The 16097-nt window shown below is 49.3% G+C and carries 11 protein-coding genes; 10 read left to right on the top strand and 1 reads right to left on the bottom strand.

Features of this window, described 5'->3' with window-relative positions:
- Nucleotides 1-100: 100 nt before the first annotated feature.
- The 10 genes from tkt (ACINK7_RS22065) to ACINK7_RS22020 all read left to right on the top strand — a co-directional run bounded on the left by tkt (ACINK7_RS22065) (nucleotide 101) and on the right by ACINK7_RS22020 (nucleotide 15593).
- A complete protein-coding gene (gene tkt, locus ACINK7_RS22065; protein ID WP_404358752.1) occupies nucleotides 101-2113 on the top strand; it encodes a transketolase in 2013 nt (670 codons plus the stop codon).
- Between the two features lie 157 nt (nucleotides 2114-2270).
- Nucleotides 2271-3626: a hypothetical protein gene (locus ACINK7_RS22060; protein WP_404358758.1), complete on the top strand. Its 1356-nt coding sequence runs from the start codon at nucleotides 2271-2273 to the stop codon at nucleotides 3624-3626.
- 304 nt (nucleotides 3627-3930) lie between these two features.
- Entirely contained in the window at nucleotides 3931-4578 is a 648-nt protein-coding gene (gene hxlA, locus ACINK7_RS22055) for a 3-hexulose-6-phosphate synthase (protein WP_404358756.1), read from the top strand.
- 3 nt (nucleotides 4579-4581) lie between these two features.
- Nucleotides 4582-5115 carry a 6-phospho-3-hexuloisomerase gene (gene hxlB, locus ACINK7_RS22050; RefSeq protein WP_404358754.1) on the top strand — a complete coding sequence of 178 codons (534 nt, stop codon included), beginning with the start codon at nucleotides 4582-4584 and terminating at the stop codon, nucleotides 5113-5115.
- A gap of 170 nt (nucleotides 5116-5285) precedes the next feature.
- On the top strand, nucleotides 5286-7298 hold the full coding sequence (gene tkt, locus ACINK7_RS22045; RefSeq protein WP_404358752.1) for a transketolase: 2013 nt from the start codon (nucleotides 5286-5288) through the stop codon (nucleotides 7296-7298).
- A 101-nt stretch (nucleotides 7299-7399) separates the two neighbouring features.
- On the top strand, nucleotides 7400-8074 hold the full coding sequence (locus ACINK7_RS22040) for a hypothetical protein (RefSeq protein ID WP_404358751.1): 675 nt from the start codon (nucleotides 7400-7402) through the stop codon (nucleotides 8072-8074).
- A gap of 645 nt (nucleotides 8075-8719) precedes the next feature.
- Nucleotides 8720-9706, top strand: a complete 987-nt coding sequence (locus tag ACINK7_RS22035; protein ID WP_404358750.1) for a transaldolase — start codon at nucleotides 8720-8722, stop codon at nucleotides 9704-9706.
- A 129-nt stretch (nucleotides 9707-9835) separates the two neighbouring features.
- The gene (gene fbaA / locus ACINK7_RS22030; RefSeq protein WP_404358748.1) at nucleotides 9836-10915 is read left to right on the top strand and encodes a class II fructose-bisphosphate aldolase; all 1080 of its coding nucleotides are present in this window, start codon (nucleotides 9836-9838) and stop codon (nucleotides 10913-10915) included.
- A 324-nt stretch (nucleotides 10916-11239) separates the two neighbouring features.
- Nucleotides 11240-12982, top strand: coding sequence for an FAD-dependent oxidoreductase (locus ACINK7_RS22025; RefSeq protein WP_404358746.1), 1743 nt, complete (start codon nucleotides 11240-11242; stop codon nucleotides 12980-12982).
- A 121-nt stretch (nucleotides 12983-13103) separates the two neighbouring features.
- A complete protein-coding gene (locus tag ACINK7_RS22020; protein WP_404358744.1) occupies nucleotides 13104-15593 on the top strand; it encodes a heavy metal translocating P-type ATPase in 2490 nt (829 codons plus the stop codon).
- Nucleotides 15594-15638: 45 nt separating this feature from the next.
- On the opposite strand, the gene ACINK7_RS22015 is transcribed toward ACINK7_RS22020, so the two are convergent.
- Nucleotides 15639-15914, bottom strand: a complete 276-nt coding sequence (locus ACINK7_RS22015; protein ID WP_404358742.1) for a cupin domain-containing protein — start codon at nucleotides 15912-15914, stop codon at nucleotides 15639-15641.
- Between the last annotated feature and the right edge of the window lie 183 nt (nucleotides 15915-16097).

The following is a 16097-nucleotide window of genomic DNA, read 5'->3' as shown; positions in this document are numbered from 1 at the left end:
TCCAACCGAATTCCAACACAACAAAAGAAGTGACCGAGCCGCAAGGCTTTACCGAAACGAGTCACCGTTGTAACTTACCGAATTGACAAAGGAGAAGAATATGCCTTCGCGCCGAGACTTAGCGAACGCCATACGCGCTTTGAGCATGGATGCCGTCCAAAAAGCCAACTCCGGACACCCGGGCGCACCGATGGGGATGGCGGATATCGCCGAGGTGTTATGGAACGACTTTCTGCAGCATAACCCGACTAACCCGAACTGGGCCAATCGAGACCGTTTTGTACTATCCAACGGACACGGCTCGATGCTGCTGTACTCGTTACTGCATCTGACCGGTTACCAGCTGCCGATCGACGAACTGAAACAATTCCGTCAACTGCATTCAAAAACCCCGGGTCATCCGGAATACGGCTATGCGCCGGGCGTCGAAACGACGACCGGACCATTAGGTCAAGGCGTCACCAATGCCGTGGGCTTTGCGATAGCCGAACGCGCACTAGCGGGTCAATTTAACCGTCCTGGGCACGAAATCGTCGACCATTACACCTACGCCTTCCTGGGCGACGGCTGTTTAATGGAAGGCATCTCGCATGAAGCCTGCTCATTGGCCGGCTCAATGAAACTGGGCAAACTGATTGCCGTCTACGACGACAACAACATCTCGATCGACGGCGAAGTCCGCGGTCACGGCGACACGCCGGGCTGGTTCCTGGACGACACGCCGAAACGCTTCGAAGCTTACGGTTGGCACGTCATCCCGAAAGTAGACGGTCATAATCCGGAAGCCGTGAAAAAAGCCTTGGAAGAAGCGCGTAGCGTCACCGACCGGCCGACATTGATCTGCTGCCAAACCATCATTGGCTGGGGCTCGCCGAACAAAGAAGGCAAAGAAGAATGTCATGGAGCGGCATTAGGCGAAGCCGAAATCATGGCAACTCGCGAACGCATCGGTTGGCCGCATGCACCTTTCGAAATCCCGGCGGACATTTACGCGGGTTGGGATGCGAAAGACAAAGGCGCGCGTCAAGAAGCGGACTGGAACGACAAATTCGCGAAATACCAAGCCGCGCATCCAGAACTGGCGGCCGAATTCGAACGTCGCATGAACGGACAACTACCGAGCGACTGGTCGGAAAAAGCGAACGCCTTCATTGCCGCGGTCGACGCGAAAGGCGAAACCATCGCTAGCCGCAAAGCCTCGCAAAACACCCTGAACGGATTTGGACCGTTACTGCCCGAACTGATGGGCGGCTCGGCGGACTTGGCAGGCTCCAACTTGACCCTGTGGTCGGGTTGCAAAGACGTCAACGCCCCGGGACATGACGGCAACTACGTCTACTACGGCGTCCGTGAATTCGGCATGTCGGCGATCATGAACGGCATCACCCTGCATGGTGGGCTCAAACCGTACGGCGCGACCTTCCTGATGTTCTCCGAATATGCGCGGAATGCCTTGCGGATGGCGTCGTTGATGAAAATCCCGACCATCTTCGTATACACGCACGACTCGATCGGACTCGGCGAAGACGGCCCGACCCACCAACCGATCGAACAAACCGCGACCTTGCGGATGATTCCGAACATGCAAGTCTGGCGTCCGTGCGATGCCGTGGAATCGGCGGTGTCGTGGAAAGCGGCGATTGAACGAAACGATGGACCGAGCTGTCTGATTTTCTCACGGCAAAATCTAGCGCACATTGCGCGGACGTCGGCACAAATCGAAGCCATCGGTAAAGGCGGCTACATCCTGAAAGACAGCGAAGGTCAGCCGGACGTGATCCTGATTGCGACGGGCTCGGAAGTTGAATTGGCGGTGAAAGCGGCGGACGAGTTGAGCGGCAAAGGCAAAAAAGTACGTGTCGTCTCGATGCCATCGACCAACGTATTTGATGCGCAAGACGAAGCCTACCGTGAATCGGTGCTGCCGTCATCGGTGACAAAACGCGTCGTAATTGAAGCGGGCGTGACCGACAGCTGGTGGAAATACGCGGGCACACAAGGTTGCGTCATCGGAATGGATCGTTTCGGCGAATCGGCACCGGCCGGCGCGCTGTTCAAAGAGTTCGGCTTCACCGTTGACAATGTCGTCAAACACGTCGAAGCTCTGCTATGATCCATCCCTAGCTAGTATCTGCAGAGTCTGGATAACAAAATGGTTTGCGGCGCTATGAGTTTATTTAATCTCTCGGTAGCCGCGAACCGATTAGGTTTCGTCGGCGGGTTTTGCTGTACAGCTTCTTAAAAACAACGTATTGATGTGGTGTCCACAAATGAAAAATAATAATTGGCTAAATAGTTTATTAGGGATACTGCCGACCTCTTCTTCCGACGACTCGGTCGAGCTGAGTAGCGATGTTGTAGTGTCTGACAGAAATTCCGAAGGGCCGACTGGAGTAGAGCGATATTTGAATAAAATTACTCCGGAAAAAACGGTTTCTGTAACGGGTGTTGCAAAATATCTTGAAAAGTACGATGTAAAACCGGAAGCTGATGAACCTCAAGAAATTGTTGTCGAGAAATTAGAGCCGGAGACATTGCCTGAAGAAATCGAATCCGGAGTATCTCGATATTTAACGAAAATGAACGAACGTGCCAAGGTTGAGCCGGCAGTTACCGGCGTGGCTAAGTACCAAATGAGGCATGAGATACTGGATAAACCCCGGGAAGTTGTAACAGGGGTGGCAAAATACCTAACTAAACAAGGGTTTGAAGAAAAAAAGGTGCCGGTTAGAACCGGCGTCGAAAAATATGTCGCTAAGCAAGGTTTTATGGAAAATGCAGAGGCGCCGGCAACAGGAGTCGCCAAATATTTATTGCGCCAGCAAGTTGAAGCAAGTCACTTGCCGCAAACAACTAAAGTTTCTAAATATATGACGCAGCAAGAACAAGCTGCTCGTCAAATACCGGCACTGACCAGTGTCGCAAAATACCTCACCAAGCAAGTAGAGTTGGCAAAAAAATCCGCGCAGTTAACCGGCGTTGAAAAGTTCATTGATGAACAGAACAAAGCAGAGAAAAAACTGGAAGCGGAAAAAATTGTCGCAAGATATATTGAAGAAGCTCGATTAGCAGCGGAAAAAAAAGCAGCTGAATCTACTGCGACTGAAACGGCAGAGGAGTCGATTGAAAGTAAATTAGCGGCTATCAGAGAAATGGACGGAACTGGTGTAGATAAATACGTCGCTAGACGGAGTATTTTAATTAGCCTGCAACCGCCGGTTACCGGCGTGGCAAAATATGCCGCTAAAAAATTAGCCAAGGAACATGGTGAGCCGGTTAAAACCGGTGTTGCCAGATATCTCGTAAAACAATATTTGGCTTCGTTGAATGCGCCTAAAGTGACCAAGGTTGAAAAATATATAACAAAAAGAGAGTTGGCAGCATTGAAAGCGCCGGCGACGACCAGCGTAGATAAATATCTTGCTAAATCTTTGTTATCTCGTAAAGAAACGGTAAAAGTTTCCGGTGTGTCCAAATATGTGAAAAAACACGCCTTAACTGATAATAAAGTGCGTAACATAACCGGTGTTGCAAGATATATGATCAAGCAAATCGTAACGCCAACCGTCGCCGAGCCCGCCATCGAGCTAACCGGTGTCGAAAAATATTTAAGGAATGCCGGTTAATATTTCTAAAAATGCATTGATATCAATCGTATACGGGTGGTCGGGTTAGTTCGAAAGAGCATAGTCCGGCCCTCGAGGCCGAATAATCGGCTAAACTTCTTCTCTAGCCGCAAGCCAAATCTTGCGAACCCTAACAGCGCTAAATAGAATTGGCTCGTTCCAAGCATTTAAGCGCTGCTTCTCGCTTTTTCGGCCCAAAGTCTCTAAAAGGTATTGGGCATTGACATTTCAGTCCTTTCTACTTTACAGTTACCTCCGCATAACGAATATGTAACAAAAAATAATAACCTATCGGAGAAGAAACATGGCAAGACCATTAATACAAATGGCGTTGGACTCATTGGATTTCGATCAAACCGTTGCGCTTGCCGAGCAAGTGGCACCGTACGTAGATATTTTTGAGATTGGCACCCCATGCATCAAATACAACGGGGTTGGCTTAGTGAAAGAACTGAGACAACGTTTCCCAGACCAACTGTTGTTGGTTGACCTGAAAACGATGGATGCCGGCGAATACGAAGCGGCGCCATTCTACGCAGCGGGCGCGGACATCTGCACCGTGTTGGGCGTATCGGGTCTGGCCACTATCGGTGGTGTGATCAAAGCGGCACGCGCGCACAATGCCGAAGTGCAAGTCGACCTGATCAACGTGCCTGACAAAGTTGAATGCGCACGCGAATCTGCGAAACTGGGCGCACAAATCGTCGGTGTACACACGGGCTTGGACGCACAAGCAGCGGGCCAAACGCCATTTGCCGACCTGCAAGCGATTGCCGATCTGGGCCTGAACGTACGCGTATCGGTAGCCGGCGGTATCAAACAAGCGACTGTACAACAAGTGGTTGCCAGCGGCGCGAGCATCATCGTGGTCGGTGCGGCGATTTATGGCGCGCCATCCCCGGCGGAAGCGGCACGCGAAATCCGCCAACTGGTTGATGCAGCGAGTGCATAAGTCATGCATCAGCAACTGATCATTGACAAAATATCCGGCATTCTGGCGGCGACCGACGACAGCTATGATCAAAAACTGACCACCCTACTCGACCAAGCGAAACGCGTGTTCGTATCGGGCGCGGGTCGGTCGGGCTTGATCGGTCGGTTTTTTGCGATGCGCTTGATGCATAGCGGCTACGATGTCAGCGTGGTTGGCGAAATCGTCACGCCGAGCATCAAGGCGGGGGACCTGCTGGTCATTATTTCAGGCTCTGGCGAAACCGAACAATTGATCGCGTTCACCAAGAAAGCGAAAGAAATCGGCGCTAAAATCCTGTTGATCTCGGCGAAAAGCGATTCGACGATAGGCGACCTTGCGGATGCGGTGTTCCAAGTTGGGACATCGGAGCTGTATGGCAAAGTGAAAGGCATGCCGATGGGCACCGTGTTCGAACTATCAACGCTGTTCTTCCTGGAAGCGATCATCTCACATATCATTCATGAGAAAGGCATTCCGGAAGAAGAAATGAGATCGCGGCACGCGAACCTGGAATGATCCGAGGCGGAGCGATCCGCGCCGGAACAAACCGAAAGCCGAACCGAACGAGTGGCGACCTGTCACTCGTTCCAACCGAATTCCAACACAACAAAAGAAGTGACCGAGCCGCAAGGCTTTACCGAAACGAGTCACCGTTGTAACTTACCGAATTGACAAAGGAGAAGAATATGCCTTCGCGCCGAGACTTAGCGAACGCCATACGCGCTTTGAGCATGGATGCCGTCCAAAAAGCCAACTCCGGACACCCGGGCGCACCGATGGGGATGGCGGATATCGCCGAGGTGTTATGGAACGACTTTCTGCAGCATAACCCGACTAACCCGAACTGGGCCAATCGAGACCGTTTTGTACTATCCAACGGACACGGCTCGATGCTGCTGTACTCGTTACTGCATCTGACCGGTTACCAGCTGCCGATCGACGAACTGAAACAATTCCGTCAACTGCATTCAAAAACCCCGGGTCATCCGGAATACGGCTATGCGCCGGGCGTCGAAACGACGACCGGACCATTAGGTCAAGGCGTCACCAATGCCGTGGGCTTTGCGATAGCCGAACGCGCACTAGCGGGTCAATTTAACCGTCCTGGGCACGAAATCGTCGACCATTACACCTACGCCTTCCTGGGCGACGGCTGTTTAATGGAAGGCATCTCGCATGAAGCCTGCTCATTGGCCGGCTCAATGAAACTGGGCAAACTGATTGCCGTCTACGACGACAACAACATCTCGATCGACGGCGAAGTCCGCGGTCACGGCGACACGCCGGGCTGGTTCCTGGACGACACGCCGAAACGCTTCGAAGCTTACGGTTGGCACGTCATCCCGAAAGTAGACGGTCATAATCCGGAAGCCGTGAAAAAAGCCTTGGAAGAAGCGCGTAGCGTCACCGACCGGCCGACATTGATCTGCTGCCAAACCATCATTGGCTGGGGCTCGCCGAACAAAGAAGGCAAAGAAGAATGTCATGGAGCGGCATTAGGCGAAGCCGAAATCATGGCAACTCGCGAACGCATCGGTTGGCCGCATGCACCTTTCGAAATCCCGGCGGACATTTACGCGGGTTGGGATGCGAAAGACAAAGGCGCGCGTCAAGAAGCGGACTGGAACGACAAATTCGCGAAATACCAAGCCGCGCATCCAGAACTGGCGGCCGAATTCGAACGTCGCATGAACGGACAACTACCGAGCGACTGGTCGGAAAAAGCGAACGCCTTCATTGCCGCGGTCGACGCGAAAGGCGAAACCATCGCTAGCCGCAAAGCCTCGCAAAACACCCTGAACGGATTTGGACCGTTACTGCCCGAACTGATGGGCGGCTCGGCGGACTTGGCAGGCTCCAACTTGACCCTGTGGTCGGGTTGCAAAGACGTCAACGCCCCGGGACATGACGGCAACTACGTCTACTACGGCGTCCGTGAATTCGGCATGTCGGCGATCATGAACGGCATCACCCTGCATGGTGGGCTCAAACCGTACGGCGCGACCTTCCTGATGTTCTCCGAATATGCGCGGAATGCCTTGCGGATGGCGTCGTTGATGAAAATCCCGACCATCTTCGTATACACGCACGACTCGATCGGACTCGGCGAAGACGGCCCGACCCACCAACCGATCGAACAAACCGCGACCTTGCGGATGATTCCGAACATGCAAGTCTGGCGTCCGTGCGATGCCGTGGAATCGGCGGTGTCGTGGAAAGCGGCGATTGAACGAAACGATGGACCGAGCTGTCTGATTTTCTCACGGCAAAATCTAGCGCACATTGCGCGGACGTCGGCACAAATCGAAGCCATCGGTAAAGGCGGCTACATCCTGAAAGACAGCGAAGGTCAGCCGGACGTGATCCTGATTGCGACGGGCTCGGAAGTTGAATTGGCGGTGAAAGCGGCGGACGAGTTGAGCGGCAAAGGCAAAAAAGTACGTGTCGTCTCGATGCCATCGACCAACGTATTTGATGCGCAAGACGAAGCCTACCGTGAATCGGTGCTGCCGTCATCGGTGACAAAACGCGTCGTAATTGAAGCGGGCGTGACCGACAGCTGGTGGAAATACGCGGGCACACAAGGTTGCGTCATCGGAATGGATCGTTTCGGCGAATCGGCACCGGCCGGCGCGCTGTTCAAAGAGTTCGGCTTCACCGTTGACAATGTCGTCAAACACGTCGAAGCTCTGCTTTAATTATTAACTTTAACAATTAACATACACAGAGCGAAAAGTCATTCGGAAATGCGTTAATATCGAATGGCTTTTCCGCTTCCTACAGCAGAAAGGGGAACAACGTGAAAGTGAATACTATTACCATGGGTGCATTGGCATCCTTGCTATTATCCAGCCCGATAGCAGGTGCTGAAGATAAATATCCGGCATCTGATTTTAAACCACAGGTCCAATATCAGGATGCCGACTATATCGCCAATACTGCGAAACAGCCTGCCAAGGCAGAAGCCGTTGCCAAAAAGACAGAGTCCGACCCACGTTATCCGGCAACCAATTTCGAACCGAAAGTGGTTTATCAAGATAGTGAGTATAAGCATACAACGCCAAAAGTAGCGGCTCCAATTGCAAAATCAAGCTCCTCTTCTGCGGCGAGCTCAAGTGCTGAAGTCGCGAGCGCCGAATCGACAACTCAAGAAGCGAAATCCGATAATACGTTAGTGATTTTAGTCGCAGTATTGGCGGCTATCGGTTTTGTTGTATTTAGAAGAAGCTCGGGCGTTGCCAAGTCAAGTGCTAGCTCTTCAGCTTATTATCAAGATAACAGTGGAACAACCGGTGTTGCAAGATACCTGAGCAAACTTGAAGGTTCTGCTGTAACTGGCGTCGCTAAATATTTGGAAAAACAAGCGGCTTCGGTTCAAGAAAAAGTTGGGGCTACTGGCGTCGATAAATATTTGGAAAAGAAAGAACTGGAATCGGAAACCGGCGTGTCAAAATATCTTCGTACTAAGGGCTGAAATCGAAGAGCGCTAGCGGATGATAAAGAGTAAACAATCGATGTTTGCCTGCCGGATAAATACAGAATGTTTGAGACAACTGTTTCATCGACACGGATGAAATAATTACCCGGCATTTAATACCTCTAGAGAGATTACCGGCTTGCTAGATAACTTTATGTTGACGCAGGCCGGTATGATTGATCGGTTGCTATTTCGAATCACGAAGAACCAATATGGGTATGTGGGTGATTATGAGATACTATCGAATGATTACATAAAACATCAAAATCTTGCTCGATCGTTTGACGAGTTAGGAACCGAATCCAAACAACTCAATTAAAGCGGTTCGCATATATCTTTAGCATTGCAATTTTCGGTGATGCTTAAGGCGGCGGCGGGGTGCTTGGCATAAGGCCTTCAGGGACGCATTCACCCGCTACCTAAATTCCATAGGCCATAGGCCATTGGCCTTGGTTAATCGTTTTGGATAATTTTAGCGCTAGGCCTTTGAATGGGTCTCAGAGCCGAATTTTGATCTTACGATGGGTATATCGCATTAATTGGCATTTCACTTCCCGGTATGAGTTACCGATAAATGAATCGACACGGTAAGATACCCTGGAAGCATAAAGATTAATACAACAGCAAATAAAGGTGCACAAAATGGCAAAAAATTTACTTGAACAACTTCGGGAAATGACCGTCGTTGTCGCGGATACCGGCGACCTTCAAGCAATTGAAACTTACAAACCAAGGGATGCGACAACCAACCCTTCGTTGATTACGGCCGCATCGCAAATGCCTCAATATCAGGACATTGTCGACGATACGCTGAAAGGCGCAAGAGCCACATTAGGAGCAGGCGCTTCCGCTGCCGAAGTCGTGACTTTAGCGTTCGACCGATTGGCCGTGTCATTCGGGTTGAAAATTCTCGATATCATCCCTGGCCGCGTATCGACAGAAGTCGATGCCAGACTGTCTTACGATACCGAAGCAACGATTGCCAAGGGTCGTGAAATCATTGCGCAATACGAAGCCAAAGGCATTTCAAAAGAGCGAATCCTGATCAAAATCGCGTCGACTTGGGAAGGCATTAAAGCAGCGGAAGTTCTCGAAAAAGAAGGAATTCATTGTAACCTGACTTTATTATTTGGATTACATCAAGCGATCGCTTGCGCTGAAGCGGGCATTACACTGATTTCTCCATTCGTCGGACGTATTCTGGACTGGTATAAAAAAGATACTGGACGCGACTCTTATCCGCCAGCAGAAGATCCGGGTGTTGTTTCGGTTACGAACGTTTACAACTACTACAAAAAATTTGGTTATAAAACTGAAGTTATGGGCGCGAGTTTCCGTAATATCGGGGAAATCACCGAATTGGCGGGCTGCGATTTATTAACCATCTCGCCTTCGCTGCTGGGTGAACTGCAATCAACCGAAGGCGATTTGCCTCGCAAACTCGACCCTGCAAAAGCTGCGGAACAATCGATTGAAAAAATCACTATCGATAAAGCAACTTTCGAAAGTATGCATGCAGATAACAGAATGGCGACGGATAAATTATCCGAAGGTATCGATGGATTCACTAAAGCGCTCGAAACCTTGGAAAAACTGTTGGCTGAGCGTTTGGCATCCTTAGAAGGATAAGATACGTTTCGACACTGCGGTACAGGGGATGAACCGCATGAAATGATATAATTTTATCCGTAAATACATTTTCCCGTTTTTGTGCAGTTGTCGCGAAAACGGGTTTGTTTTTTAATATAGGAACCCAAAATGGCACAAAAAATTTTAGATATAGTTAAACCGGGTGTCGTGACCGGTGAAGATGTACAAAAAGTCTTTGCGTTTTGTAAGGAACAGAAATTCGCGCTTCCCGCAGTCAATGTTATCAGTACCGATACGATTAACGCGGTACTTGAAGGCGCAGCTAAAGCGAAATCTCCCGTTATCATTCAGTTTTCCAACGGCGGTGCGGCTTTTTTCGCCGGTAAAGGCGTTAACTTAGAAGGTCAAATGCCTTCGATTTTAGGCGCTATTTCCGGTGCCCAGCATGTTCATCTGATGGCGGAACATTATGGTGTACCGGTCATTCTGCATACCGACCATGCCGCGAAAAAGCTTTTACCATGGATCGATGGCTTATTGGATGCAGGCGAAAAGCATTTCGAAAAAACAGGCAAGCCTTTATTCAGCTCGCACATGTTAGATCTTTCCGAAGAAAGTCTGGAAGAGAACATTGAAATATGCGGTAAATATTTGGAGCGCATGTCCAAAATGGATATGACTCTGGAAATAGAATTGGGTGTAACCGGTGGCGAAGAAGATGGCGTTGACAATACGGATATGGATCACTCACTGCTATATACTCAGCCGGAAGACGTCGCTTATGCTTATGAGCATTTAAATAAAATCAGTCACCGTTTTACGATTGCCGCATCATTCGGAAACGTGCACGGCGTGTACAAACCGGGCAATGTCAAATTGACTCCGACAATTTTGCGAGACTCGCAAAAATATGTTTCAGACAAATTTAGCTTGCCGGAAAATAGCCTGACTTTCGTTTTCCATGGCGGATCGGGTTCCTCTCCAGAGGAAATCAAAGAGTCGATCAGCTACGGCGTCGTTAAAATGAATATCGACACCGATACTCAATGGGCCACCTGGGCTGGCGTAATGGAATTTTATAAGAAAAACGAAGGTTATTTACAAGGCCAAATCGGTAACCCTGACGGCGAAGACAAGCCGAATAAAAAATATTATGATCCTCGCGTGTGGCAACGTGCCGGCCAAGCCGGAATGGTCAATCGTTTGCAGCAAGCCTTCCAAGACTTAAACGCAAACAATACGTTGTAATAACCGCGTATTCCAAAAAGCCGATAATGACATTATCGGCTTTTTATTTGCCTGAAATAGGTCGTATTTCGAGTCATAAAAAATCTAAAAACTCGGATTGTTGTCGGCTTAACATGGGCGTAAGCAGTCATGCAGGAACCTTACTCCCTTTATACTCAAAAAATGGTTAACTTTACGAAGGTATAGGGTTTGGCTAGCGAGGATGTCGGCAGCAGGGATTGCTGGCGTCAAGCCTCCATGGATGGTTTCACGGCGGTCCTCGATAGACACATCCCATACCTTTTATTCTTAGACGGTTTTTCGATCAAAAGGGAGTAATTGGGAATGAAAAAAAGAATATTAATTATCGGCGGCGTCGCAGGGGGTGCAAGCTGCGCTGCAAGGCTTCGCCGATTATGTGAACATTGTGAAATCGTCATTTTCGAAATGGGCTCCTATGTCAGCTTTGCCAATTGCGGATTACCTTATTTTATTGGCGACGTGATTGTCGACGAACAAAAATTGCTCGTCGCGACACCGGAGTTGTTCGAACAAAGATTCAATATTCGTGTTTGTACCGATAGCGAAGTTCTGGCGATCGATAGAACGAATAAAAGCATCGAAGTGTGCGATTTAAAAACCGGCAGGAAGCGGATAGAGTCGTACGATGCCTTAGTGCTTTCGACCGGGTCAGAGGCCTTATGGCCGGATATCGACGGCATCGATTTACCCGGCATATATGTGTTAAGAACGATTCCGGATAGCCGAAAAATACGCGGCAATTTGGCGAATATGAAAAGCGCAGTGGTTTTGGGGGCGGGATTTTTAGGCTTAGAGTTAGCGGAGAATCTTAAAAAACGGGGTTTAACGGTAACCGTGTTGCAATCGACCGATCAAGTCATGCCGTCATTAGATAAGGAAATGGCTAGATTTGTCGCACAGTATTTGCAAAAAAACGATATTGATTTGCAGCTTAACTGCCAAGTTAACCGGTTTGAGCTAAATCAAGATCAGACGCTAACCGTGCATCGGCAAGACGGCGAATCGATAGTCAGCGATGCGGTCATGGTCTCCGTTGGCGTAAAACCCAGAACTCAATTAGCCCGACAAGCCGGTTTGTCCATCGGAGATTTAGGCGGAATCCGAGTCGATGAAACCATGCAAACCAGCGACTCTTATATTTGGGCAGTCGGTGATGTAGTCGAAGTACGGAATGTCATAACCGGAGAATGGCAATTATTACCCTTGGCCGGTCCTGCGAACCGGCAAGGTCGATTGGCGGCCGCGGCAATATTAAGCAATGAAGATCAGCAAGATATTCCGTCGACCTACCGAGGCGTTCAAGGGACATCGGTGTGTGGGCTTTTCGATTTGACAATCGCTAGTACGGGCGTCAATGAAAAGACCTTAAAGAAGATCGGTTATGAAAATTATGAAAAGGTTTATCTGCATCCGGGTAATCATGTCGGCTATTACCCGGGAGCGAAGCCGATTCACATGAAATTGTTGTACGATACTAGCAACGGCAAAATTCTCGGCGCTCAAGCGCTCGGCGAGTCCGGTGTAGCGCGGCGTATCGATATCATTTCGGCATTCATACAAATGGACGGTAGCGTTTACGATTTAGAGGAAGCTGAATTGTGTTACGCCCCGCAATTCGGAGCCACCAAGGATCCAGTAAATTTAGCCGGCATGATCGCGGCCAATCAGTTGCGCGGAATGCATCCGCTTGCGAAATGGGAGGAGTTACTCGAAACGCATGTACAAGTATCGGAAGATCAAGACGAAGCGGCGCAATTACTCGCGTTTATATTGAACGATCCTTTTACACAGGCTCAGCTTGTCGACGTGCGAACCGAAGCGGAATTTCTGCAGAAACATATTCCGAATGCGATAAACATTCCGTTGGATAATTTACGCGATCGGTTAAATGAATTATCCCGCGAACGGGAAATTTGGGTCGTTTGCGGCGTTGGGCAAAGAGCATACAATGCCACCCGGATTCTGCAGCAAAACGGATTTCGGGTTAGAAATTTATCGGGTGGTATGCAAACTTATGAGACTTATAATGGTGGCAGTGAGCAGTGAGCAGTGAGCAGTGAAAGGTGAATGGTGAATGGTGAATGGGCGTCGGCTCCGGCTTTAAACCATACTAATAGAAGGGGCTTGTAATTTATTGATAAGCGGTTATGCTGAAGCGGATAGTTAAATGGCCGACGGAAACATAAAAATGGGCAATATGGATACGATTCAAACGACCAAGCATTTTTCGATTGCACACCGCTTAAACAAACGGCTCCGCATCATCGTTCCGAGTTTGCGAAAAGATCGAGAGCGTGCTTATATCTTGCAAATTCTATTGTTAAAACGCGAAGGCGTTAAGTCGGTCAATATCACGCCGCAGATTGGGTCGTTAACAATAGTATTCGATCCGGAAAAATTGCCGTTCGTAAATCTATTGCATCTTCTTGATGCCGTAATCGCCAATATCGGTGTACAACCGCGCGAAGCGCTGAAAAGCCTTAAGCGCGATAAAAATTATTCCGACAAATCTGCCCAAGACTTTGTCATCGGTGTCGGTGATATGAGCTGCGCATCCTGCGCATTATATTTGGAAATGATCTTGCAGCGGCAGCCTGATGTGCTTCACGCCAGTGTCAATTACATTTCCGAAACCGCGCGGATCAAAACTTACTTGCCGAAAGATAAGTTATTTAAAATTATCGCGGATAATGGCTATCAGGGCTTTTCGATCGATTCCTTGGCCGAACGAAAATTATTATTCGATCTTGAGCGAAAACATTTACATAAAGCGAAACGGCAAATACTGACGTTAAGCAAATTGAGCGTGCCGGTTTGGTTGCTGAGTGCGATAGGCTCAAAATCGCGCACCCTATTATTGATACAAGCCGTTTTAGCCGGTGCCGCTATTATCGGCGGCGGCCGAGACATTTTCAAAAAAGCGTTTAATCAAGCCAAGCGAGGCGCTGCCGAGATGGATAGTTTGGTTGCGCTAGGGGTTGGTGCGGCTTATATCTACAGCATTCCGGCATTATTTCGTCCCTCCCGGCATGTCTATTTCGATGCGGCGACTGCGATTATCGATTTTGTGACGGTAGGCCGCTATCTGGAAGAACTAGCCAAAAACCGGGCGGTTCAGGATATACGCAAATTGGTGAATCTACAGCCTCATCAAGCGACATTGCTCAAAGACGGCAAAGAATTAAAAATCATGGCCGAACAAATCGAGATCGACGATATCCTTCTGATCAGGCCGGGCGAGCGCATTCCGGCAGACGGCGAAGTAATCAAAGGGTTATCCAGCGTCAACGAAGCAATGGTAACCGGTTCGGCGATGCCAGCGATCAAGGAGCCCGGCCATAAACTTTACGACGGTAGTATCAACGGTAGCGGCGTACTGCAAATGCGCGCCACCGCAACCGGTAAGGATACCTTTTTGTCGGGTTTGATCCATATGGTCGACCAGGCTCAGGCGTCAAAATTGAAAATCCAAAAAACTGTCGATAGTGTTGCATCGGTGTTCGTGCCGTCGGTGATCGTATTGTCGGGTGCGACTTTCGGAGGCTGGCTGTTGGCTGGTGAGCGGGTAGCGCATGCTTTGTCCAATGCGATTGCCGTATTGTTGATTTCATGCCCTTGCGCGCTCGGTTTGGCAACACCGGCGGCAACGATGGTGGGAACCGGTCAGGCGGCCAGGCGCGGCATTTATATTAGGAACGGCGAAGTCCTGGAAACGGCGGCATCCATCGATACCGTTTTATTCGACAAAACCGGGACGATCACTGAAGGTATTGCCGAAATAACCGACTTGTTCAATATATCGGATTTCGACGACGAGCGTCTGTTGCAGCTTGCCGCGTCAGCGGAGTTCAATTCGGAACATTTTTTAGGTCAAGCGATTGTACGCTACGCCAAAGAGCGTGGCATGGAAATAGAAGAATCCTCGCAATTTCATAATGCGCCGGATCGGGGCATTCGCGCTCAAATTGGTGACAGCCAATTATTGCTTGGCAGCGATCTCTGGATGAAACAACACCAGATCGATCTAACACCGCTTAAAGCGACCTCAAAAAAACTGGCTCAGCAAGGCAAGACCTTGGTTTATCTTGCAATCGATCGGCGCGCGGCGGCGTTGTTTGCCGCTACCGATACGATACGGCCGAACGCCCGTCAAGTCGTCGAACATTTGCATCAAGCCGGGATCGATACCTGGATGGTGACCGGCGATACCGAACTGGCGGCCCGACATATTTCCGAGCAGGTAGGAATCGTTACCGTGTATTCCGAGGCGGATCCCGCCAAAAAATTAGCGTTAATTCGTCAATTACGCGAAAGCGGGCACAAAGTCGCGATGATCGGCGACGGCATTAACGACGCGCCGGCGTTAGCGGCCGCTAATGTCAGCCTAGTGATCGATAAAGGAACCGATATCGCCATCGAAGCGGCCGACTTGGTGCTGTTGGACGGCGATATCGGCAAAATCGCCGATGCCATCGAATTGAGCGAGAATACGCTAAGTATTATCAAACAAAATCTGACTTGGGCATTTGGTTATAACGCGATTGCGATACCGTTTGCAGTAGCCGGTAAGCTCAATCCGGCCATCGCCTCGGCAGCGATGGCTCTCAGTTCGGTGTCGGTCATCGTTAATTCGCTGCGCCTGAATCGGAAAAAATGAGTCAATTGATCATTAATTTTGAGGCTTGCTAAATAGCAAGCACGTTTAATCGTAGCTGTAATGTTTGCGCAATGGCTTAACGATTTCCCAGTCGCTGTTTAAACCTTCGGGGAAAACGACCAAGTCGCCGGGTAGGATTCGTAACGGTTCACCGTCTTCGGGCGTTACAATGATTTCACCTTCGAGAATATAGGCTGTTTCGGTTTCATCGAAGTCGATCGAAAACTTGGAAACTTCTTTCTCCCAAATGTCCCAGTCCGAAACGCCTAATTCTTCTAAACGGGCTTCGCTCGGTTGATGTTCAATCTTGATTTGCGTCATAAAAAACCTTGATAAGTAGTAAGGAGCGGTGATTTTAGCACCTTCCGTTGAAAAGGCACTGATGTTATCGAGGCGCTTTTTTAAATAGGGATTCCTAATTGGCGTTATATCAACCGAAATAAAATGTCATCGAATTAGGAATTAAATTTGGTTTTCGGATTTTGTACGTTTAACATGAACGGC

Origin of the sequence: Methylotuvimicrobium sp. KM1 (assembly GCF_044788715.1) — a bacterium.
In the GTDB taxonomy this organism is placed as follows: domain Bacteria; phylum Pseudomonadota; class Gammaproteobacteria; order Methylococcales; family Methylomonadaceae; genus Methylotuvimicrobium.
This window is presented reverse-complemented; position numbering and strand designations above follow the sequence as displayed.

Excerpts from the sequence above, each read along its gene's own strand:
- tkt (WP_404358752.1), top strand. The coding sequence starts at position 101 with ATGCCTTCGCGCCGAGACTTAGCGAACGCCATACGCGCTTTGAGCATG.
- ACINK7_RS22060 (WP_404358758.1), top strand. The coding sequence starts at position 2,271 with ATGAAAAATAATAATTGGCTAAATAGTTTATTAGGGATACTGCCGACC.
- hxlA (WP_404358756.1), top strand. The coding sequence starts at position 3,931 with ATGGCAAGACCATTAATACAAATGGCGTTGGACTCATTGGATTTCGAT.
- hxlB (WP_404358754.1), top strand. The coding sequence starts at position 4,582 with ATGCATCAGCAACTGATCATTGACAAAATATCCGGCATTCTGGCGGCG.
- tkt (WP_404358752.1), top strand. The coding sequence starts at position 5,286 with ATGCCTTCGCGCCGAGACTTAGCGAACGCCATACGCGCTTTGAGCATG.
- ACINK7_RS22035 (WP_404358750.1), top strand. The coding sequence starts at position 8,720 with ATGGCAAAAAATTTACTTGAACAACTTCGGGAAATGACCGTCGTTGTC.
- fbaA (WP_404358748.1), top strand. The coding sequence starts at position 9,836 with ATGGCACAAAAAATTTTAGATATAGTTAAACCGGGTGTCGTGACCGGT.
- ACINK7_RS22025 (WP_404358746.1), top strand. The coding sequence starts at position 11,240 with ATGAAAAAAAGAATATTAATTATCGGCGGCGTCGCAGGGGGTGCAAGC.
- ACINK7_RS22020 (WP_404358744.1), top strand. The coding sequence starts at position 13,104 with ATGGCCGACGGAAACATAAAAATGGGCAATATGGATACGATTCAAACG.
- ACINK7_RS22015 (WP_404358742.1), bottom strand. The coding sequence starts at position 15,914 with ATGACGCAAATCAAGATTGAACATCAACCGAGCGAAGCCCGTTTAGAA.